Source organism: Streptomyces sp. BBFR102 (genome assembly GCF_051397025.1).
GTDB lineage: Bacteria > Actinomycetota > Actinomycetes > Streptomycetales > Streptomycetaceae > Streptomyces.
Genome location: NZ_CP195757.1, coordinates 4,607,942 through 4,627,685, shown reverse-complemented (window position 1 = coordinate 4,627,685; position 19,744 = coordinate 4,607,942). Strand labels below are relative to the sequence as shown.

Below are 19,744 nucleotides of genomic sequence, written 5' to 3'. Positions count from 1 at the left end.
CGAGCACGGCATTTGCGCCCCGCACCGCGGCGCCCGGGGCGGAGAGAGCGGCCCCGCCCCGTCGCGGCAGTCCTCCACGGGCCGGCCTCGCCCGGTCTCACTTCATCCGAGAACGACAACGTCGTCCGGATCGAAGGTCACCCCTACCTCGGCCCCGGGCGCCGGGGCCTCCCGCAACCTGCACGCCGCCTCAAGTCTGGGCCCCGTCGCCGGGTCCAGCCGCAGCGAGACGTGCGTGCCCCGGAAGGCCCGCGCGGCCACGGTGCAGGCGATCCCCTGGCCCGGTTCCACGAGGCGCACACCGGTGGGCCTGACCAGTACGTCGCACTCGCCCCGCGGCGTCGCGGACGGTACGGGCAACTTGCCCCAGGGCGTGTCCGCGACGCCGTCCGCCACGGCGGCCCCGACGATGTTGTCGAAGCCGAGGAAGCGGGCCACGAACGCGTCGACGGGCCGTTGCCACACCTGCAGCGGCGTCCCGGACTGGGCGATGCGCCCCTCCCGCATCACCACCACGCGGTCGGCCAGCGCGAACGCCTCCCCCTGGTCGTGCGTCACCGCCAGCACCGTCGTCCCCAGCGTGCCGAAGAGTTCACGCAGTTCGACCACGAGGCGCTCGCGAAGGCTCCGGTCGAGCTGGCCGAGCGGCTCGTCCAGCATGAGCAGACGGGGGCTCGGCGCCAGGGCGCGGGCCAGGGCGACCCGTTGCTGTTCGCCGCCGGACAGCGTGCTGACGGCGCGTCCCGCCGCACCGGGGAGCCCCACCAGCCGCAGCAGCTCCGCCACACGGGTGGCCTGCTCCTCGCGCGTCGCCCCGTGCATACGGGGCCCGAAGGCGATGTTGCCGCCCACATCACGCTGCGGGAAAAGCTGATGGTCCTGGAACATGAGCCCCACGCCTCGTCGGTGCGCGGGGACCCCAGCCTGGTCCCGCCCCTCCAGCAGCACCCGCCCCGAGTCGAGCCCCTGGAGTCCCGCCACGGTACGCAGCAGGGTGGATTTGCCGCTTCCGCTCGGTCCGAGGACGCAGACGATCTCGCCCACCGCCACCCGGAGACCGACAGCGCCGAGGGCCGGGCGCGGCGCCCCGGCGAACCGCACGGAGGCCGCATCGAGCTCGAGCATCGGCGCGGCGGAGGGAGCGGCGCCCCGCTCCGTCTGCGCGGCGTGGGCTCCCGTACGGAGCCTCTCCGCGCGCCTGGGTGTTGCAGCCATCAGAATGCTCCGGTTCGGTCGAGCGCCCCGGCCGTACCCGATCCGCGAGACAGCGGACGGACCCGCTCCAGAAGCAGCAGGGAGACGATGCAGACGATCATGAGGATCGTGGACAGGGCCATGGCCTGTCCGTAGTTGAGGTCACCGGCGCGGCCCAGCAGCCTTGCCACGGCCACCGGAAGCGTCGGGTTGTCGGGGCGCGCGATGAACACGGTCGCCCCGAACTCGCCGAGCGACACGGCGAAGGCGAACCCCGCGGCGACCAGTAGTGCCCGGCGCACCAGCGGCAGGTCCACCTCCCGCCAGGCCCGCCAGGGCGAGGCACCGAGCACCGCCGCCGCCTCCCGCAGCCGGCTGTCCACGGCGCGCAGCACGGGCAGCATGGTCCGCACCACGAACGGCACTCCGACCAGCGCCTGGGCGAGAGGCACCAGGAGCCAGCTGGCCCGCAGGTCCAGCGGCGGTTCGTCGAGGGCGATGAGGAAACCGAACCCGACCGTCACCGCGGACACCCCCAGCGGAAGCATCAGCAGCGCATCGAAACCCCTGGTGAACCGCCCCGCACGCCGCGTCAGCGCGGCGGCCGCGAGTCCCCCGACGAGCAGCGCGATGAGCGTCGCCACGGCGGCGTACTGGAGCGAGTTGGCGACGGCGTCGATCGGCGGTACGAGGAACGCGCCGCCGTCGGCTGACATAAGGGCGTGGAAGTAGCCCAGCCCGTACCCGCCCGGGGCGTCGAGGGCCCGCTCCACCAGGACGCCGAGTGGCAACAGGATCAGGACGGCCACGGTGCCGAACACGAAGCCGAGCAGAAGGCGGTGCCCCGCCCCCCGTACGCGGCGCACCGCATACGCCGCATCGACCAGCCTGAGGGCGGTTTCACGGCGCCGCACGGTCCAGGCGTGGACGGCGAGGATGCCTCCGACGGCGGCGATCTGCACCAGGGTGAGAACGGCGGCGGTGGGCAGGTCGAGCAGCTGCGCGGTCTGCCGGTAGATCTCCACCTCGAGCGTGGCGAAGCCGGGCCCGCCCAGGATCTGTACGACCCCGAACGAGGTGAACGTGAACAGGAAGACCATCAGCGCGGCCGCGGCGACGGCGGGACCGAGGGCGGGCAGCGTGACGGTGCGCCAGGCCCGGACCCGGGAGGCGCCGAGCATCCTGGCGGCTTCCTCCTGGCGCGGGTCGAGCTGCGCCCACAGCCCCCCGACGGTGCGGACCACGACGGCGTAGTTGAAGAAGACATGGGCCAGGAGGATGGCCCACACCGTGGTGTCGAGACGCAGGCCCCACACGTCGTCCAGCAGGCCGCCCCGTCCCAGGAGCGCCAGGAAGGCCGTTCCGACGACGACGGTGGGCAGGACGAACGGAACCGTCACCACAGCCCGCAGCAGGCTCTTGCCCGGGAACTCCAGCCGCGCGAACACGTAGGCCGCCGGCATGGCGACGACCAGGGTCAGCCCCGTCGACACCAGCGCCTGCCAGAGGGTGAACCAGAGCACCTGTCCGATGTCCGGGTCGCCCAGTACGTCGCCCAGCGCACCGAACTGCCACGCCCCGCCCTGCCGCAGTCCCCTGCCGACGATGGCGGCGACGGGGTACGCGAAGAAGATCCCGAAGAAGGCCACGGGAACCGTCATCAAAGCGGGCCGCGCCCAGCGTCCACTGCGCGCGCCACCTGCGACGACGCGACGACGGGGCGGCCGCGTCGCGCCCCGTCGCGGTACGCGCGGAGCCTCCGCGTCGTCTGCCGCCCCGCGCGCCCCGTCCGCCGCGCCCACGCCGCGGACGGAACTGAGGGCGGCACGCCGGGCGGTCACTTCACCACGAGCGAGGTCCACGACTTGACCCACGCCTCACGGTTCTCGGCGATCTTCTCCGGTGCGAGTGACCGGGCACGGTCCGCCTCGGCGCCGAACTCCGTGAAGAGCTCCGGCAGCTTCGCGTCGTCGGCCACGGGCCGGACGAACATCTGCAGCGGCAGGTCCTCCTGGAAGGTCTTGCCGATCAGGAAGTCCAGCAGCCTCTTCCCGCCTTCGGGGTTCTTGGCCCCGTCCAGGAGCCCGGCGAACTCGATCTGCCGGAAGCAGGTGTCCGTCAGGACCCCGGTAGGCGCCTCATCGGGCTGCGGGTCGGCGTACAGCACCTCGACGGGCGGGCTGGACGCGTACGAGACGACGAGGGGCCGGTCGCCGCCCGCCTTCCTGCCGCCTGCCGAGCCCGAGAACTCCTCGTTGTACGCCTGCTCCCAGCCCTCGACGACCTTCACGCCGTTGTCCTTGAGCTTCTTCCAGTAGTCCTGCCAGCCCTCGTCGCCGAACTCGGCAGCCGTCCCGAGCAGGAAGCCGAGCCCCGGCGAGGACGTGGCGACGTTCTCGGTGACCAGGAGGTTCTTGTACTTCGGGTCGGCGAGGTCCTCGAAGGTGCGCGGTGGGTCGAGCTTCTTCTCGGCGAAGTAGCCCTTGTCGTAGTTGACACAGATGTCACCGGTGTCGATCGGCGTCGCCCGGTGCTTCTCCGCGTCGAGCTGGTACTCCGCCGGGACGCGGTCGAGCCCGTTCGCCCGGTACGGGGCGAAGACGCCGTTGTCGACGGCGCGGGAGATCAGCGTGTTGTCGACACCGAAAAGGACGTCGCCCTGCGGGTTGCCCTGAGAGAGGACTGCTTGGTTGACCGCCTGGCCGGCGTCGCCGCTCTTCAGCACCTTGACGGTGTAGCCGGTCTTCTTCTTGAAGTCGGCGAGGACGTCCTCGGAGACGTTGAACGAGTCGTGCGTGACCAGGGTGACCTGCTTCGACTGCGCCTTGTCGGCGCCGCCGGAACCGCAGGCCGTCACGACGAACAAACCGGCGCAGGCCGCCAGCGCGGTCCTGGTGGCGTTGCGTGCGATGGGCACTGGTTTTCCTCCTGGGTATGCCAGGAAGAGACGCGGCCTTGCCCTGGCGCCGGCGGACCGGCGCCAGGGCAAGGCGCAACAGCTTGAGTGGTCCGAACTTCCTACCCGGAATGACCCGGGCGAGGTTCAGAGGGTCTGCGGCCTTTACGTGGATCACGTGGTGCCGCACTCTCAGCGCTGTGGCGCTCCCCTGTCGGAATATGTATGCGTTCGAGGCCAGGATACTCGTGCACACGCTCCGCACTCGAGCGGCTCCCCCGCCCCGTACTGGGCGCACCAGCCTGGACGGGGCGCACCGGACGGGGCGCTCAGCGTTCCGTGGCGGCGAGCTGCCCGCAGGCCCCGTCGATCTCCTGGCCGCGGGTGTCCCGCACGGTGACCGGCACCCCGTGGGCGGCGATGGCTTCCACGAACGCCTTCTCGTCCTCGGGTCGCGACGCCGTCCATTTGGAGCCCGGAGTCGGGTTGAGCGGGATCAGATTGACGTGTACACGCTTGTTCTTCAGCAAGCGTCCCAGCAGGTCACCGCGCCACGCCTGGTCGTTGATGTCGCGGATCAGGGCGTACTCGATGGAAACCCGTCGGCCCGACTTCTCCGCGTACTCCCACGCGGAGTCGAGGACCTCACGGACCTTCCAGCGGGTGTTGACGGGAACGAGCGTGTCGCGCAACTCGTCGTCGGGGGCGTGCAGCGAGACCGCCAGACGGCACTTGAAGCCTTCGTCGGCGAACCGGTGGATGGCGGGGACCAGGCCGACCGTGGAGACCGTGATGCCGCGCTGCGACAGCCCTACGCCGTCGGGCTCCGGGTCGGTGAGGCGCCTGATCGCGCCGGTGACGCGGTTGTAGTTGGCGAGCGGCTCGCCCATGCCCATGAAGACGATGTTGGACAGACGGGCGGGGCCGCCCGGAACCTCGCCGTCCCGCAACGCCCTCATCCCGTCGACGATCTGGTGCACGATCTCGGCGGTGGACAGGTTGCGGTCCAGCCCGGCCTGCCCCGTGGCGCAGAACGGGCAGTTCATGCCACAGCCGGCCTGCGACGAGATGCACATGGTGACCCGGTCCGGGTAGCGCATGAGCACGGACTCGACCAGAGTGCCGTCGTGGAGCCGCCACAGGGTCTTGCGGGTGGTGTCGTCGTCGCAGGAGATGTGGCGGACGACGGACATGAGGTCCGGCAGGAGCTCGCTGCGCAGCTTCTCGCGGGAACCCGCGGGGATATCGGTCCACTCCGCGGGGTCGTGTGCGTACCGGGCGAAGTAGTGCTGCGACAGTTGTTTGGCGCGGAACGGCTTCTCGCCGATCGCGGCCACGGCTTCCTTGCGCTCGGCGGGCGTGAGATCGGCGAGGTGCCGCGGAGGCTTCTTGGCTCCGCGGGGCGCGACAAAGGTGAGCACTCCGGGTGCGGGCGGTGCCATGGGTGGAAGACTCCTCAGGACGGCGAAGGCCGGGACACCCGCGGAGACGCGGCGCGGCATCGTCCGACGGTGCGGGGCAGGAAAAGGCCCGCTGCTGGACGGCGCGGGCTCTTCCAGGGTAACGGAGTGCCGAGCGGCCCGTTCCCGCCGCCGTCAAGCCCCCGGGGTGCACTGCGCACGGGGCGCGCGACCTGCGGAAACGCCGCCTGTCGGTGCAGGTTACGGGCGCCCGCAGCGCCCCGCAGCCCCGCGCCCCACCGCTGAACCCGCGCCCAGTGACCAGACCACCAATACGAAGCGCACGGCTCTACGACGACACCGTCGTGCCGCTCAGGACAGCCCCACGCCAGGCCCCTGTGCCCACCACACCCCCGCAACACCAGGGCGGGGCGGCGCCACCCGGCACCGCCCCGCCCTCAGCTTGACCGCCCGATCAGCCGGACCCCACGAAGAGCACCAGCAGGGCCCAGACCACCGGCGCCGTCGGGAGCAGTGAGTCCAGCCGGTCCATGATGCCGCCGTGCCCCGGAAGCAGTGTGCCCATGTCCTTGATGCCCAGGTCCCGCTTGATCATCGACTCGCCGAGGTCACCCAGGGTCGCGCTGACGGCGACCGCCAGGCCCAGGAGCAGCCCTTGCCACCAGGCCCCTCCGTCGACCAGGAACTGCATGCACAGGGCACCGGCGAACATGGCCGCCCCGACCGCCCCGAACAGCCCTTCCCTGGTCTTCCCGGGGCTGATGCGCGGAGCGAGCTTGTGCTTGCCGAAGCGCCACCCGACGGCGTAGGCACCGGTGTCGGCGACCACGGTCAGGATGAGGAAGGTGATGACCCGCTGCGCACCGTCGTCGGCAGTCAGCATGAGGGCCACGAACGTCGCGAGGAACGGGACGTAGAACGTCGCGAAGACGCCCGCCGTCACGTCCTTCAGATATCCCTCGGGGGACGCAGTCATCCGCCAGACGAGCACGGCTAGCGCGGTGAGCGCCATGGCGACCCAGGCGCCTTCGGGGCCCCACACGTAGCCGGCGACGACCATGCCCGCCCCGCCCACCGCCAGTGGCACGAGCGGAGCGTGGATGTCCTTGCTCTCGGCCAGCCGCGTGGTGAGTTCCCACAGTCCGACGACGACGGCGACCGCTACGACGCCGACGAAAACGGCCTTCACGACGAACAGTGACGCGACGACCACCGCCCCGAGGCCGACGCCGACTCCTATTGCGGCACCGAGGTCCCGCCCCGCGCTCTTCTTCTGCGGTGCGGGGGGCGGCGTGGCGGCGGGCATGGGCTCCTGCGGCGTCTCGTCACGGAACAACGGTGTACCCGACCCGGCACCGCCCGAAATGCCGACCCAGCCCCCGCCGTCGGCGGGAAGGTCCGGCATTTCGGGCACGATGGGCATGGGCCGAGTCTGCTGGGCTTCATGGGCATCGTACGCGGGACCCGCCGTAGCGGCTCCCTGGACGGGCCCCTGGCCTGAGGTCGGCCACGGACCCGCGTACCCGGCATGCGACGGTGCGCCCCAGGAGGAGTCGTTCATCAGACTTCGAGCAGCTCGGCTTCCTTGTGCTTGAGCAGCTCGTCCACCTGAGCCACGTACTTGGCGGTGGTGTCGTCGAGTTCCTTCTCGCCGCGGCGGCCCTCGTCCTCACCGACCTCGCCGTCCTTGACCAGCTTGTCGATGGTCTCCTTGGCCTTGCGGCGCACGGCGCGGATCGAGATCTTCGAGTCCTCGGCCTTGCCCCTGGCGACCTTGATGAACTCGCGGCGCCGCTCCTCGGTGAGCTCGGGGAACGACACGCGGATGATACGGCCGTCGTTGCTCGGGTTGACGCCGAGGTCCGAGTCGCGGATGGCCTGCTCGATGTTGCGCAGCGCGCTCGAGTCGAACGGCGTGACGACGGCCATGCGCGGCTCCGGTACGGAGAACGACGCCAGCTGATTGATCGGCGTGAGGGCACCGTAGTAGTCGGCCACGATCTTGTTGAACATCGCCGGGTGCGCACGACCGGTGCGGATCGCGGCGAAGTCCTCCTTGGCGACCACGACGGCCTTTTCCATCTTCTCCTCGGCCTCGAGGAGGGTCTCTTCGATCACCACTTGCTCCTGCGTGTCTTGAGTGGACCTGAGGACCCCCCGCACGGTGAGGCTGTCCGGGGGACGAAACAGGACCGGCTGCGTCGTGTGTCCCCTGCACGGTGTCCGACCGGCAGGGCTTTGTCCATCCCCGCGACGGGGGACGCTGACAGGTCAGTCCCGGGTGTGCGGCTCGCCCACGAGCGTGCCGATCTTCTCACCCTTGACGGCCCGGGCGATATTCCCGGTCGCGAGGAGTTCGAAGACCAGGATGGGCAGCTTGTTGTCCCGGCACAGCGTGATCGCGGTCATGTCGGCGACCTTGAGGTCCCGGGTGATGACCTCGCCGTAGCCCAGTGCGTCGAACTTGACCGCATCCGGGTTGGCCTTCGGATCGGAATCGTAGACCCCGTCGACACCGTTCTTGCCCATCAGCAGCGCTTCGGCGTCGATCTCGAGCGCGCGCTGGGCGGCGGTGGTGTCGGTGGAGAAGTACGGCATGCCCATGCCCGCGCCGAAGATGACGACGCGGCCCTTCTCCAGGTGCCGCACCGCACGGAGCGGGATGTACGGCTCGGCCACCTGTCCCATGGTGATGGCCGTCTGCACTCGCGAGTCGATGCCCTCCTTCTCCAGGAAGTCCTGGAGCGCGAGGCAGTTCATGACGGTGCCGAGCATGCCCATGTAGTCGGAGCGCGCGCGGTCCATGCCGCGCTGCTGGAGTTCGGCGCCGCGGAAGAAGTTGCCGCCGCCGATCACCACGGCGATCTGCGCGCCGCCCCGGACCACGGCGGCGATCTCACGGGCGATGGCGTGCACCACGTCGGGGTCGACGCCGAGCCCCCCGCCGCCGGCGAAAGCCTCGCCGGAAAGCTTCAGCAGGAATCGGCCGGCTCCTTTGCCGTCCTCGCTCCTGGCAGCACTGTCAACATTGCCCATGGGGTCTTCTCCTCGTGCACATACGAAGGAGGCCATTGCCGGTGGATACGGTGTCCCGATCGCGGCAATGGCCTCCTCGTCAGATCTGCGGTCGTCCGGTGCGTCCGACGCGGCGCACCCTGGCGTCCGCTACCGGCCCCGTGAGGGCCGTATGTCGATCGCGGTCCGGACTCAGATGCCGACCTTGATGCGCGCGAAGCGCTTCAGGCTGACACCGGCCTCGTCCAGGATCTTCTGGACGGACTTCTTGTTGTCCTTCGCGAAGGGCTGGTCCAGGAGGGTGACCTCCTTGAAGAAGCCGTTCACCCGGCCCTCGACGATCTTCGGGAGCGCGGCCTCCGGCTTGCCCTCGTTGCGCGAGGTCTCCTCGGCGACGCGACGCTCGTTCTCGACGATCTCGGCCGGCACCTCGTCACGCGAGAGGTACTTCGGCGAGAAGGCGGCGATGTGCTGCGCGACGTCCTTGGCGACCACGGCGTTCTCCTTGTCGAGCTCGACAAGGACACCGATCTGCGGCGGGAGGTCGGGCATGGTGCGGTGCATGTACGCCGCGACGTAGCCGCCCGTGAACTGCGCGAAGCGGTCCAGGACGATCTTCTCGCCGAGGTTGGCGTTGGCCTCGTCCACGTACGCCTGGACCGTCTTGCCGGACTCGATCTCGGAGGCGAGCAGCGCCTCCAGGTCGGACGGGGAGGTCGCGGCGATGTGCTGCGCAAGGGTATTGGCGACGTTCTGGAACTTCTCGCCCTTGGCGACGAAGTCCGTCTCGCACTTCAGCTCGACGAGGACGCCGGAGGTGTGGTCGTCGGAGATGAGGGAGACGACGGCGCCGTTCTCGGCGGAGCGGCCCTCGCGCTTGGCGACGCCCTTCTGGCCCTTGACGCGGAGGAGCTCGACAGCCTTGTCGACGCTGCCCTCGGCCTCGTCGAGCGCCTTCTTGCAGTCCATCATGCCGGCGCCGGTGAGCTCGCGAAGCTTCTTGACGTCGGCGGCGGTGTAGTTCGCCATGGTGATGTGAATCTCTCTCGAAGTCTGGAAGATCTACGGGTGGACGGCGGGGGCTGGTCCAGCCCCCGCCGTCAGCAACCGATGAGGATCGGTCAGGCCTGCTCGGGCTCGACGGCCGCGGCGCCCGTGGCCTCCTCGGCGGCGGCCGGGGCCACAGCCTGCTCGGCGTCGGCGACCTTCTCCGTCTCGGCGGAGGTCTGCACCTCGGCCTCGGCGGCAGGGGTCTCGGCCACGGCGGCCTCGGCGGGCTTCTTGTCGCCCTCGAGCAGGTCGCGCTCCCACTCGGCCAGCGGCTCGCCGGCGGCCTTGTCGCCCGGCTTCGAGTCACCGGTGGCGACGCCGGAGCGGGCGATGAGGCCCTCGGCGACGGCGTCGGCGATCACGCGGGTGAGCAGGGTGACGGAGCGGATCGCGTCGTCGTTGCCCGGGATCTTGTAGTCGACCTCGTCCGGGTCGCAGTTGGTGTCGAGGATGGCGACGACCGGGATGTGGAGCTTGCGCGCCTCACCGACGGCGATGTGCTCCTTCTTGGTGTCCACGATCCAGACGGCGCTGGGCACCTTCTGCATCTCGCGAATACCGCCGAGGGTCTTCTCCAGCTTGGCCTTCTCACGCGAGAGGACCAGGAGCTCCTTCTTGGTGAGGCCGGAGGCGGCCACGTCCTCGAAGTCGATCTGCTCCAGCTCCTTGAGGCGCTGGAGGCGCTTGTAGACGGTGGAGAAGTTGGTGAGCATGCCGCCCAGCCAGCGCTGGTTGACGTAGGGCATGCCGACGCGGGTGGCCTGCTCCGCGATGGCCTCCTGCGCCTGCTTCTTCGTACCGACGAACATCACCGTGCCGCCGTGGGCGACGGTCTCCTTGACGAACTCGTAGGCGCGGTCGATGTACGACAGCGACTGGAGCAGGTCGATGATGTAGATGCCGTTGCGCTCCGTGAAGATGAAGCGCTTCATCTTCGGGTTCCAACGGCGGGTCTGGTGACCGAAGTGGACGCCGCTTTCCAGCAGCTCCCGCATCGTGACGACGGCCATGGCCGTATCTCCTTGAGTTCTCGGTTGCCGCGACCACCGGACGGCGGCCGCGCCTGACGCCCCGCGCGCTGTGCCCGAAGGACCGAGGAGCGCGGACGTCGACCAGAGGGTTGACGTCGGGGCGTGCGAAGTCGACCCGGTGACCCGGATCGCCTTCAGAAGTGTACGGGACCGCCGACCCACCAGGTGACGCCGCTGTCCACAACCGGCCGGTAGTCCACAGATTCGGACCATGATCCCCAAAATCGGCCGCGAGGAGCGACTGTGGACCCATGAACACGGAGAGTTACGCACCGGCCGGCTTCGTCCGCCGCATCGCCCGCTTCACCCTCAACCCTCACGCTCGCCGGAAGCCCACCGGGCCGGCATCACGAGGGCTCACCCCTGCGCCCCCAAGGGCACACAGGTCTTCACCCACCGTCCGAAGGGGAGTTCTCGGCGCGCAGATCTACTGGGCGACCGCACCCGGGACACCCGCCAGGCCGGTCTCCGGACGATCAACTGCCCCGCGAAGCCCACTCGTCCGCGCCGGAGCCGTGCTGCTCTGCACGGTCGCCGCTCTCGCCCTGGCATCGGCGGTGAGGGCGGCGAGCCCGCCGACCTCCGCACCCCCTCCGCACGCCCCCGCAGGCGACAAGACCGCTGCCTCCCCGGACACGCACCCCACGACGACCACCGTTCAAGGCCGCAGGCAGGCCACCGCCCCGCCCCGCACCCACGCATCTGGGCCGACCGCGGTCTCGCGCCGCCCGTCCCCGCCACGTTCCGTCTCACGTCCGCACCGGCCCGACACGCCCCCGCCCAGTGCCGTTCCCTCTGCGCGGTCCTGGCCGGTGGGCACCCGGCCGCACGTCGCACGCGGTTGGGAACCCCCGGCGACCGACTTCGGCCCGGGACACCGGGGCGTGGATCTGAGCGCGCCGGTGGGCACGACCGTCCGGGCGGCCGCCGCCGGGCGGGTCTCCTTCGCGGGCCCGGTGGCAGGACGCGGCGTCATCGCCATCGAACTGTCCGACAGTGGCGAAACACCGCTGCGCATCACGTACGAACCGGTGAGGCCCTTGGTCGCCGTCGGCGACGAGGTGGTGGCGGGCCAGCCGGTGGCCGTGCTGGAGACCGGCACCCATTGCCCGCATTCCTGCCTCCACTGGGGTCTGCTGCGCGGCAAGGAGTACCTGGACCCCCTCTCCCTGCTCCCTGAGTGGATGCTGCGGCGCGGGCCCTCACGCCTGCTGCCCGTGAGCGGCGTCCCGGAGCCGTCAGCCGGCCTTCCGCAGCTCGCTGCGCCCGCACCCGCACCCGCACCCGCACCCGCACCCGCACCCGCAGCGTTCACACGGACGGCTCACCACGCGCACGTACCTGCGAGGAGGCGAAGCCGGGAACACCAAGCCAACGGTCACGTCGCCCCACGACGCCCCGCAGGGCGGACCGGGCCCGCCGACCGGGCCCGCCGACGCCCTGCCACAAGCCACCCACGTCCCGAGCACGGGCGGGCGTCCCGCGGGAAGGTCAGCCGCGGACGCCGCCGAGGGCCATCGCCACGGTCGCGTCGATGATGGCGTGCGGGTCCTCCGCCGCCCCTAGTTCGATACGCCGCACCGCCGCGTCGACGACGCCCTGGAGCAGCATGGCGGCCAGTCGGGGGCGCTCGTGCCCCATCCCTTCCAGGGCGTCCACCACCACGGTCACGAGTCCTCCGTGGGCCGCACGGATCTTCTCGCGCGCGCCGGCGTCCAGCTCACTCGCCGAGATGGCCACGACAGCACGGTGCCTGCGGTCCCCGACCAGGGCCAACTGTGTACGGACGTACGCCTCGACCTTCGCCTCGGGCGTGGTTTCGCGCTCCATGGCCGCCTGCACCTCGGCGGCCCATACGGGGATGTCGACCTCGCAGAGTTCCTCCACGACGGCCCCACGCGAACGGAAGTACTCGTACACGGAGGACCGCGCCAGCCCCGTACGTTCGGCGAGCGCGGGAAAGGTGAGGGCGTCCGTACCGCCTTCCGACAGCAGGGACCTGGCGGCGTCCAGGAGGGCGCCGCGTTGCATCGACCGGTGCTCGGCCACGGAGGCCGCTCGAATCCTTGGCACGCTCCCACTGTACGGATGCGGCGTCCGCGACGGCAGCCGGTACACCCCTTCTTCGCGTGGGGCACGCTGCCGGGGCTTGCGCCGCATCCGCCTCGCCGGCCGGGCGCCGGGGCCTTGAATGCGATCGGGTCGGCGGCCGGCCCAGGATCGGGGAAGGATCGGTCAGCGGCCGAAACTGGACAGTTTCGCGCGGAGCTGCAGAACCGATTTCGTATGGATCTGACTCACTCTACTTTCGGTGACCCCCAGGACGTGGCCGATTTCGGCGAGGGTCAGGCCCTCGTAGTAGTAGAGCGTGACCACGGTCTTCTCGCGCTCGGGGAGGAGATTGATCGCCCGGGCGAGCAGTCGGCGCAGTTCCCGGTCCTCGGCGAGTTCGACGGGGTTGTCGGCGGAGGTGTCCTCCAGGGTGTCCATGATGCTGAGGCGGTCTCCCCCGCCCTCTCCGCCCCCGTGGAGGAGTTCCTCCAGTGCCACCACGTTCGCCAGAGACAGCTGGCTGAAAACCGCGTGCAGATCCTCCACCGCGATCCCCATCTCCGCGGCTACTTCCGCCTCGGTGGGCGTGCGGTGCAGATCTGCCTCGAGCGAGGCGTACGCACGCTCGACATTGCGCGCCTTCTGCCGGACGGATCGGGGAATCCAGTCCAGCGCACGCAGTTCGTCGATCATCGCGCCCCGGATGCGCGTGATGGCGTACGTCTCGAACTTGATGGACCGTTCCGGGTCGAACTTCTCGATGGCGTCGATGAGTCCGAAGATTCCGGACGAGACGAAATCGGCCTGCTCCACATTGGGAGGCAGGCCGACGCTGACCCGGCCCGCGACGTACTTGACCAGCGGGGAGTAGTGCAGGATCAGCTGCTCGCGCAGCCGCGCGTCACCCGTGGCCTTGTAGGAGCTCCACAGCTCCTCAAGCGTGGTGGGAGCCTTGGGCCGCACGCTGCCGTGGACGGCGGGAGGTCCTGCCGCCCGGTCAGACCCGGAGGTGTGCTGGGGCATTCGTCGCCTTGAGCCGTTCTGCCGTGAACTGGGGGAGATTGATGGTCCGATGGCGTGTCTGAGTCGAAATCCTTGCGAGCGTAACGTGACGAAGGGGTCGCGTTGAGCGAAGGGTACGGGGTCGGGGCGTGACATTTGCGCCCCGCCGGGCGCTTCGCACGCCCCGCCCGGCCCCGGTGCGACCAGCACACCGGGGCGGTAAACCTCGCAACAGCCAAGGTCATGGGGCATGATCCGGACAGCCAGGCACTTTAGCTAACGGATCATCACAGGTCGGAAATCCGCCCGAAAGCGCCTGGCGTGTCAACTTCCAGATTTCCCCTTCGCGTTCGACGTAGCCGAGAGCGAGCAGCTCGTACAGGTCGCCGACCGTCTCGTCGAGACCGGTGGCAGCCGCGCGGGCGATCCGCTCCAGAAGGGCACCGGGCCCGGCCGGTACGGCCTCGAGGGCCCGGCTCAGCCGGTCCGGCAGGAGGTCCCTGGGCAGCACCGGACCGGACTTGGCCGGCGCCAGTTCACCAATGCCGCCGACGAGTTCGACGATGTCACCCGTGTCCGTGACCAGGTGGCCCTCGCCGCGCAGCAGTTCGTGCACACCGGCGGAGAGACTGCTGGTCACCGGGCCGGGAACTCCCATGACGGCGCGCCCCAGGCGCAAGGCGGCGCGCGCCGTCGACAGCGCTCCGCTCCGGTGGGCCGCTTCCACCACCACGGTTCCCCGTGTCAGCGCGGCGATGACGCGGTTGCGCAGCACGAACCTGCTGGGGGTCGGATGGTCGCCGGGTGGCAACTCACTCACCAGCAGGCCCTGTTCGGCGATCCGGGCGATGAGCTGGGCGTGCCCTCGTGGATAGTGGCTGTCCACGCCGCAGGCCAGAACCGCGACCGTGGCGCCGCCCGCCCCGAGGGCCGCACGGTGGGCCGCGCCGTCGATGCCGTAGGCACCGCCCGAGACGACGACCCAGCCACGCTCCGCGAGCCCCGCCCCGAGCAGGCCGGCGGCGTGCGCACCGTAGTCCGTGCACGCCCTGGCCCCGACCAGCGCCACGGAGCGAAGGGCCCAGAAGCGGAGCGAGGGGGTGCCCCTCACCCAGAGCCCCAGGGGCCGGGCGTCGCCGAGATCGTCCAGCTGGGCGGGCCACTCGGCATCACCGGGACAGACGAACCGGGCCCCAGCCTCCCGCGCCGTCGCCAGGTCGAGTTCCGGGTGTGCGTCCCTGGCCCGCAGCCTCAGCCCGGCCATCCGCCCCGCCGAGGCGCCGGGAAGCGGCGGCCCCTCCCCCCGCAACCGGTCGAGCAGTGCCACCGGCCCCAGCCCGCGAAGCCACTGACCTCCGCGCGGGTCCCCCGGCTCCAGAACCCGGGTCAGGCCGGCTCTGGCGAGGCGCCCGGACGAAACGTCCTCCATCTTTCCTGCGGTGCGGGGCGGCTGCTCCTGCGCGGGCAGAAGCCGGCCCTCGTCCGGCGACGTCATCGCACACCTCCCGCGGTGCTGGGCACGCCCCGGGAGATCCCGGTGCGCAGTTGCAGGGCCGCCTCCACGTCGCCCGCGTCGGGCTGGTCGTGACCTCTCAGGTCGGCGACGGTCCAGGCCACGCGGAGTACGCGGTCGAGGCCACGTGCGCTGAGCATGCCGCGTTCCAGTTCACGCTCGGCGGCCTGCATGGCGCCGGCCGCCGCATGCCAGCGGGTGCGCAGCGCGTGTCCTGACACCTCGCTGTTGGTCCGCCACGGCGTGCCGGCCAGGCGCTGTTCGGCGCGCTGCCGGGCCTCCAGCACCCGGGCGGCGACCGTCTCGGTGGACTCGCCCCGCTCTCCCGTACCGATCAGTTCGGCCCGGCACACCCGGTCGACGTCGACCCTGAGGTCGACCCGGTCCAGGAGTGGGCCGGAGAGCCTGGCCTGGTAACGCCGCACGACGGAGGGCATGCAGTCGCACGGGTCCCCCTGCGTGCCGTGGCGGCCGCACGGACAAGGATTGGCCGCCAGCACCATGAGGAACTGCGCGGGCAGCCGGACCACGCCGGCTGTACGGGCGATCACCACGTGCCCGGATTCGAGCGGCTGGCGCAGCGCGTCGAGTGCCTTGGCCCCGAACTCCGGGGCCTCGTCCAGGAAGAGCACACCACGATGAGCGAGGGAGACGGCGCCCGGGCGCGGCAGCCCGTTTCCTCCGCCGACGAGTGACTGCATAGTCGCCGAGTGGTGCGGGGCACAGTACGGCGGCCTGCTGAGCAGGGGGCCGCCCGCCTGTAGGACTCCGGCCACGGAGTGGACGGCGGTGACCTCCAGGGCTGCGGTGCGGTCCAGCGCGGGCATGATGCCGGGGAGCCGCTCGGCCAGCATGGTCTTGCCCGCTCCGGGCGGTCCCTTCAGGTAGACGTGGTGACCGCCCGCCGCCGCCACCTCCAGGGCGCCGCGGGCAAGGTGCTGACCTGCGACGTCGGCGAAGTCCAAGCGCCGCCCGTCCGCAGCCTGGCTCGGCGCGCCGATCCCCGCCCCCGGGAAGCTGAAGCTGGACAGCAGCGGGTCCGGCCGACCCGGAGCGTCGGGTTCCTCATCAGGGACGGGGGTGTCGGTGAGCACCGCCACCAGCTGGCGCAGGGTCCGGACGCCCAGCACCGAGATGCCGGGGACCAGGGCGGCCTCGGCGGCCGAGCACTCCGGGACCACGACCTGTTCGTATCCCGCCTCGGCGGCCGCCAGTACGGCTGGCAGCACCCCGCGTACGGGCCTCACACGGCCGTCGAGTCCGAGTTCGCCGATCATCACCAGGTCGGTGAGGCTGCGCGGGTCGATGAGTTCCGCCGCGCCGAGCACGGCGGTGGCCACGGCGAGGTCGAATCCGCTACCGCTCTTGGGGACGGAGGCCGGGCTGAGGCCGATGGTCAGCTTGCGCTGCGGCCACTCGATGCCGGCGTTGGCCACCGCGGCGCGCACTCTGTCGCGGCTCTCCACCAGCGTCTTGTCCGGCAGCCCCACCAGGGCGAAGGACGCGACGCCGGGCTCCAGGTCGGCCTGGACCTCGACGATGATCCCTTCGACACCCACCAGGGTGACCGCGTAGGTCCGTGCGAACGCCATCAGCTCAGCCCCCGCACGTGCTCGACGCGGGCGGCCCCGCGCGGCGGCAGCACCACACCCACCAGATCGATCCGTACGCCTCCGGGCGGTGGCCCCCCGTACTTCGCGAGCCAGAGCTCAGCGAGTTGGCGGAGGCGTTTCGCCTTCTGCGGCGTGATCGCCGCAGAAGGGTGCCCGAACGGGCCGGGCCGCCGGGTCTTGACCTCACACATGACCAGGACGTCGCCGTCGCGGGCCACCACATCGATCTCCCCGACGCGTCCCGCACGCCAGTTCCTCGCCAGAATCCGCATCCCGGCAGCGGTCAACGTCCTGACCGCCACATCTTCCCCGTACCGGCCCAGAGCGCCTCGTGCGTTCATGCGGCATCACCTCCGGCACCGACAGTGCGGGGCGGAGGTGATGCCGAGAGAGCGCGGTGGACAACACGGCCGTTGTGGATAATTCCGTCACCCTCGCGGGGGCAACGGGGTTCGTCAAAGTTCTGGGGAAGGGATGCCGGATCGGTTCGCGGGTCACCCGGAACGAAGCCGCGTCGGTGTGCGCCGGGCAGGAGTCGCCTGGATCAGGGCGATGCCGCCGCGGAAGAACGGCGCCCCGAGCGCCGTCCACGACGCGCCGTCCGCCGCCGTGCCACCGCGCGGGCGAGCGCTGCGGGGCACCTAGCCGCGGCGCACCCCGTACGCACCGCTCGGCACGCCGCGCAGAGACCGCAAAACCCCAGCTCACGCGCCCCGTAACCGCACCGTGCGCCGCGTCTTCGGGCGCGCCCCGTCCCACCGTCGCTCCCGTTACCGTTCGAGGCTTCGACAAGCGCCCGCCCCCAACACCGAGCCCAAGCTCCGCGAGCTGTTCGCCATGCTGCAAGCCGTGCACAGAGCAGTACCGAGCGTGGTCGATCAGCCGGCCTCGATCGGGGCCCTGCCGCTGATGGCCGCGCGGAACATGGGCTGCCCGGTCGCCCAACTGCCCGGCCTGACAATGCGGCGGATCGCCGATCTCTGCCGGCGATCGGACGGCTCAGTGTCCACACCGCCGGGTCGGTCGACACCACAGCCGAGGTCCGTCATGGGGAGCCCCCAGACCGTGCGACAGCACCAGTGCCTCGCCTCTCGCGAGCTCGGTCGTGAACCGGCCGGCCATCACTCACGCACACCCATCCGGCTCCCCCGCCATCGACCCCACGGACCTGCTGCCGTCGGACCTCGGCCGAAGACATTGGAGCACCCCGCCGGAGTGGGCCCGCCGGGCTCACCCTCCGGGCAGTTCGAGGTCGCTCTTGTTGAGCTCCTCGATGTTCACGTCCTTGAAGGTCAGTACCCGCACCTGCTTCACGAACCGCGCCGGCCGGTACATGTCCCACACCCAGGCGTCCGCCATGGAGACCTCGAAGAAGACCTCGCCCTGCACGGAGTGGACCTGCATGTCGTAGTCGTTGGTGAGGTAGAAGCGCCGCTCGGTCTCGATCACGAATTTGAACAGACCGACGACATCGCGGTACTCCCGGTAGAGCTTCAGCTCCATCTCGGTCTCGTACTTCTCGAGGTCCTCGGCGCTCATGGCATGTTCCCCTTCAGCCGTGCGTGGCCCCATTGTGCGCCAGCCCCGCGAGGCGCTGGACGGTTAACTGTCGAGCGTCATGGGCCTGGCCGGGGCTCCTTCGTCCAGCAGTGCGCGCAGCAGTTCGGCGAGCCTGGTCGGATACACCGTCTCATGTGTCCTGATCAGTTCATCGCACGACCACCACCGCGCACCTGCGACGGTACGTCGCTCCAACTCGGTGAGCGCGGTGGGCCCCGTCACACTGCTCCGGGTGCGCGCCAGGTAGTACCGCTCGTCCTGGTCCCAGCGGCGTCCGGCGAAGGTGAAGGAGCAGACGCGCCGCCACAGCTCGGGGCCGAGGGACACATCGGTGATCCCGGTCTCCTCGGCGACTTCGCGGCGGGCCGCCTGCTCATGGGTCTCGGTGCCTTCCAGACCGCCGCCCGGGGTGAACCACCAGTCCGTCGCGGGATCGTCCGGCTCATGACCGTGCAGCAGCAGTACGCGCTCGGCCGGATCGAACAGGACGACCCTGGCGACCTGGCGCAGCGGCCCCGCACCCGGCTCCGGCGCCCCGTAAACCTCCTGGTCACGCGCCACGTAGCCGCCCCGTACGGCGCTGCCGAGCCGCCCGGCCGAACCGCGCCGCCACCGGCCCGTAGGCCGCGCCGCCCAGGATCAGTACGGCGCCCCCGACGACCGCCGCGACCACGGCCCTGAGCGGACCTGGCTCGGAGATGCCGCCGGGCAGCGCCGCGAAGCCGTCGGGGCGGGCCAGCATGCCGTCCATCGGCCAGGCGACTGCGTCGACCCGCGCCACGACCGCGTCCCTCGGCACGGAGCCCCGGCCGACCTCCTGGAGGTGGGCGGTGGAGTCGAGGGAACTCGCGCGCTCGTCGCCCAGCAGGAACAGGCGTCCTTCCGGGACGGTGGTGCGGGGAATGCCGGCGACCGAGGCGGGCGAGCCGGCCGGGAGATAGGGCTCGTCGACGGGCTTGCCGTTCACCGTGAGTCGCCCCCCGGTGCAGCAGGCGACTTCGTCGCCGCCGACGGCGACGACGCGCTTGACCATGGGCAGGTCGCCCCACTCCGCCTCGTTGAAGACCACCACGTCGCCGCGGCGTACTGCGGCGCCGTCGATGCGCTGGGCGAGCACCCTTTCCCCTGCATTGATCGTGGGTGCCATGGAGCCGGTCGGGACGGCGTAGGGCTGGTAGAGCAACGCTCCCCAGGCGAAGCCACCGAGGAAGAGCACACAGCCGAGGGCCACGGCCACGCCCGACAGGATTCTGCCGGGCCGGCCGTGGCCCTCGCGCGTACCGTCCGTCTGGTCGGTACGGTCTTCCGCACTTCGTGTCGTGCTCATCCCAGCGCGCCCCCGCCTCGGAGAATTGGACTTCCCGCCGTCCCGGCAGGTGCCGGGGGCGGGAAGCGGC

The 19,744-nt window shown here is 70.8% G+C and carries 18 protein-coding genes and 1 pseudogene; 2 read left to right on the top strand and 17 right to left on the bottom strand.

Annotation, left to right across the window (positions count from 1 at the left end):
* Positions 1-102: 102 nt before the first annotated feature.
* The 9 genes from ACSLIC_RS20650 to rpsB all read right to left on the bottom strand — a co-directional run bounded on the left by ACSLIC_RS20650 (position 103) and on the right by rpsB (position 10,586).
* Positions 103-1,215 carry an ABC transporter ATP-binding protein gene (locus ACSLIC_RS20650; RefSeq protein WP_436739191.1) on the bottom strand — a complete coding sequence of 371 codons (1,113 nt, stop codon included), beginning with the start codon at positions 1,213-1,215 and terminating at the stop codon, positions 103-105.
* Positions 1,215-2,855 carry an ABC transporter permease gene (locus ACSLIC_RS20645; protein WP_436739190.1) on the bottom strand — a complete coding sequence of 547 codons (1,641 nt, stop codon included), beginning with the start codon at positions 2,853-2,855 and terminating at the stop codon, positions 1,215-1,217. Before ACSLIC_RS20645 ends, ACSLIC_RS20650 begins: the two co-directional genes overlap by 1 nt.
* 176 nt (positions 2,856-3,031) lie before the next feature.
* The gene (locus ACSLIC_RS20640) at positions 3,032-4,111 is read right to left on the bottom strand and encodes a thiamine ABC transporter substrate-binding protein (RefSeq protein ID WP_436739189.1); all 1,080 of its coding nucleotides are present in this window, start codon (positions 4,109-4,111) and stop codon (positions 3,032-3,034) included.
* 308 nt (positions 4,112-4,419) lie between these two features.
* Entirely contained in the window at positions 4,420-5,532 is a 1,113-nt protein-coding gene (gene rlmN / locus ACSLIC_RS20635) for a 23S rRNA (adenine(2503)-C(2))-methyltransferase RlmN (protein ID WP_436739188.1), read from the bottom strand.
* Between the two features lie 433 nt (positions 5,533-5,965).
* The gene (locus ACSLIC_RS20630; RefSeq protein ID WP_436739187.1) at positions 5,966-7,072 is read right to left on the bottom strand and encodes a phosphatidate cytidylyltransferase; all 1,107 of its coding nucleotides are present in this window, start codon (positions 7,070-7,072) and stop codon (positions 5,966-5,968) included.
* Positions 7,072-7,629 (bottom strand): ribosome recycling factor, encoded by a 558-nt coding sequence (frr, locus tag ACSLIC_RS20625; protein WP_436739186.1) that lies wholly within the window; start codon positions 7,627-7,629, stop codon positions 7,072-7,074. The genes ACSLIC_RS20630 and frr overlap by 1 nt, the downstream gene beginning before the upstream one ends.
* Positions 7,630-7,782: 153 nt before the next feature.
* Positions 7,783-8,547: a UMP kinase gene (pyrH, locus tag ACSLIC_RS20620; RefSeq protein WP_436739185.1), complete on the bottom strand. Its 765-nt coding sequence runs from the start codon at positions 8,545-8,547 to the stop codon at positions 7,783-7,785.
* A 171-nt stretch (positions 8,548-8,718) separates the two neighbouring features.
* Entirely contained in the window at positions 8,719-9,555 is an 837-nt protein-coding gene (gene tsf / locus ACSLIC_RS20615) for a translation elongation factor Ts (protein WP_436739184.1), read from the bottom strand.
* Positions 9,556-9,647: 92 nt separating this feature from the next.
* Positions 9,648-10,586 carry a 30S ribosomal protein S2 gene (gene rpsB / locus ACSLIC_RS20610; protein WP_436739183.1) on the bottom strand — a complete coding sequence of 313 codons (939 nt, stop codon included), beginning with the start codon at positions 10,584-10,586 and terminating at the stop codon, positions 9,648-9,650.
* Between the two features lie 272 nt (positions 10,587-10,858).
* On the opposite strand from rpsB, the gene ACSLIC_RS20605 reads away from it, so the two are divergent.
* Complete coding sequence (locus tag ACSLIC_RS20605; RefSeq protein WP_436739182.1) at positions 10,859-12,145, top strand: murein hydrolase activator EnvC family protein; 1,287 nt, start codon at positions 10,859-10,861, stop codon at positions 12,143-12,145.
* Here ACSLIC_RS20605 and ACSLIC_RS20600 read toward each other — a convergent pair.
* The 5 genes from ACSLIC_RS20600 to ACSLIC_RS20580 all read right to left on the bottom strand — a co-directional run bounded on the left by ACSLIC_RS20600 (position 12,099) and on the right by ACSLIC_RS20580 (position 17,128).
* A complete protein-coding gene (locus ACSLIC_RS20600; protein WP_436740431.1) occupies positions 12,099-12,656 on the bottom strand; it encodes a TetR/AcrR family transcriptional regulator in 558 nt (185 codons plus the stop codon). The genes ACSLIC_RS20605 and ACSLIC_RS20600 overlap by 47 nt on opposite strands.
* A 186-nt stretch (positions 12,657-12,842) precedes the next feature.
* Positions 12,843-13,682, bottom strand: a complete 840-nt coding sequence (gene whiG, locus ACSLIC_RS20595; protein ID WP_436739181.1) for an RNA polymerase sigma factor WhiG — start codon at positions 13,680-13,682, stop codon at positions 12,843-12,845.
* Positions 13,683-13,902: 220 nt separating this feature from the next.
* Entirely contained in the window at positions 13,903-15,156 is a 1,254-nt protein-coding gene (gene dprA / locus ACSLIC_RS20590) for a DNA-processing protein DprA (RefSeq protein ID WP_436739180.1), read from the bottom strand.
* Complete coding sequence (locus ACSLIC_RS20585; RefSeq protein ID WP_436739179.1) at positions 15,153-16,766, bottom strand: YifB family Mg chelatase-like AAA ATPase; 1,614 nt, start codon at positions 16,764-16,766, stop codon at positions 15,153-15,155. The genes dprA and ACSLIC_RS20585 overlap by 4 nt, the downstream gene beginning before the upstream one ends.
* A complete protein-coding gene (locus ACSLIC_RS20580; protein ID WP_436739178.1) occupies positions 16,766-17,128 on the bottom strand; it encodes a YraN family protein in 363 nt (120 codons plus the stop codon). Before ACSLIC_RS20580 ends, ACSLIC_RS20585 begins: the two co-directional genes overlap by 1 nt.
* Before the next feature lie 460 nt (positions 17,129-17,588).
* On the opposite strand from ACSLIC_RS20580, the pseudogene ACSLIC_RS20575 reads away from it, so the two are divergent.
* Positions 17,589-17,768 (top strand): annotated as a pseudogene (locus ACSLIC_RS20575) (IS110 family transposase); the annotation flags it as partial.
* 249 nt (positions 17,769-18,017) lie between these two features.
* On the opposite strand, the gene ACSLIC_RS20570 reads toward ACSLIC_RS20575, so the two are convergent.
* The 3 genes from ACSLIC_RS20570 to lepB all read right to left on the bottom strand — a co-directional run bounded on the left by ACSLIC_RS20570 (position 18,018) and on the right by lepB (position 19,674).
* On the bottom strand, positions 18,018-18,326 hold the full coding sequence (locus tag ACSLIC_RS20570) for a DUF2469 domain-containing protein (RefSeq protein WP_003951129.1): 309 nt from the start codon (positions 18,324-18,326) through the stop codon (positions 18,018-18,020).
* A gap of 63 nt (positions 18,327-18,389) precedes the next feature.
* On the bottom strand, positions 18,390-18,908 hold the full coding sequence (locus tag ACSLIC_RS20565) for an NUDIX hydrolase (protein WP_436739177.1): 519 nt from the start codon (positions 18,906-18,908) through the stop codon (positions 18,390-18,392).
* The gene (lepB, locus tag ACSLIC_RS20560; RefSeq protein ID WP_436739176.1) at positions 18,898-19,674 is read right to left on the bottom strand and encodes a signal peptidase I; all 777 of its coding nucleotides are present in this window, start codon (positions 19,672-19,674) and stop codon (positions 18,898-18,900) included. The genes ACSLIC_RS20565 and lepB overlap by 11 nt, the downstream gene beginning before the upstream one ends.
* Positions 19,675-19,744: the final 70 nt, after the last annotated feature.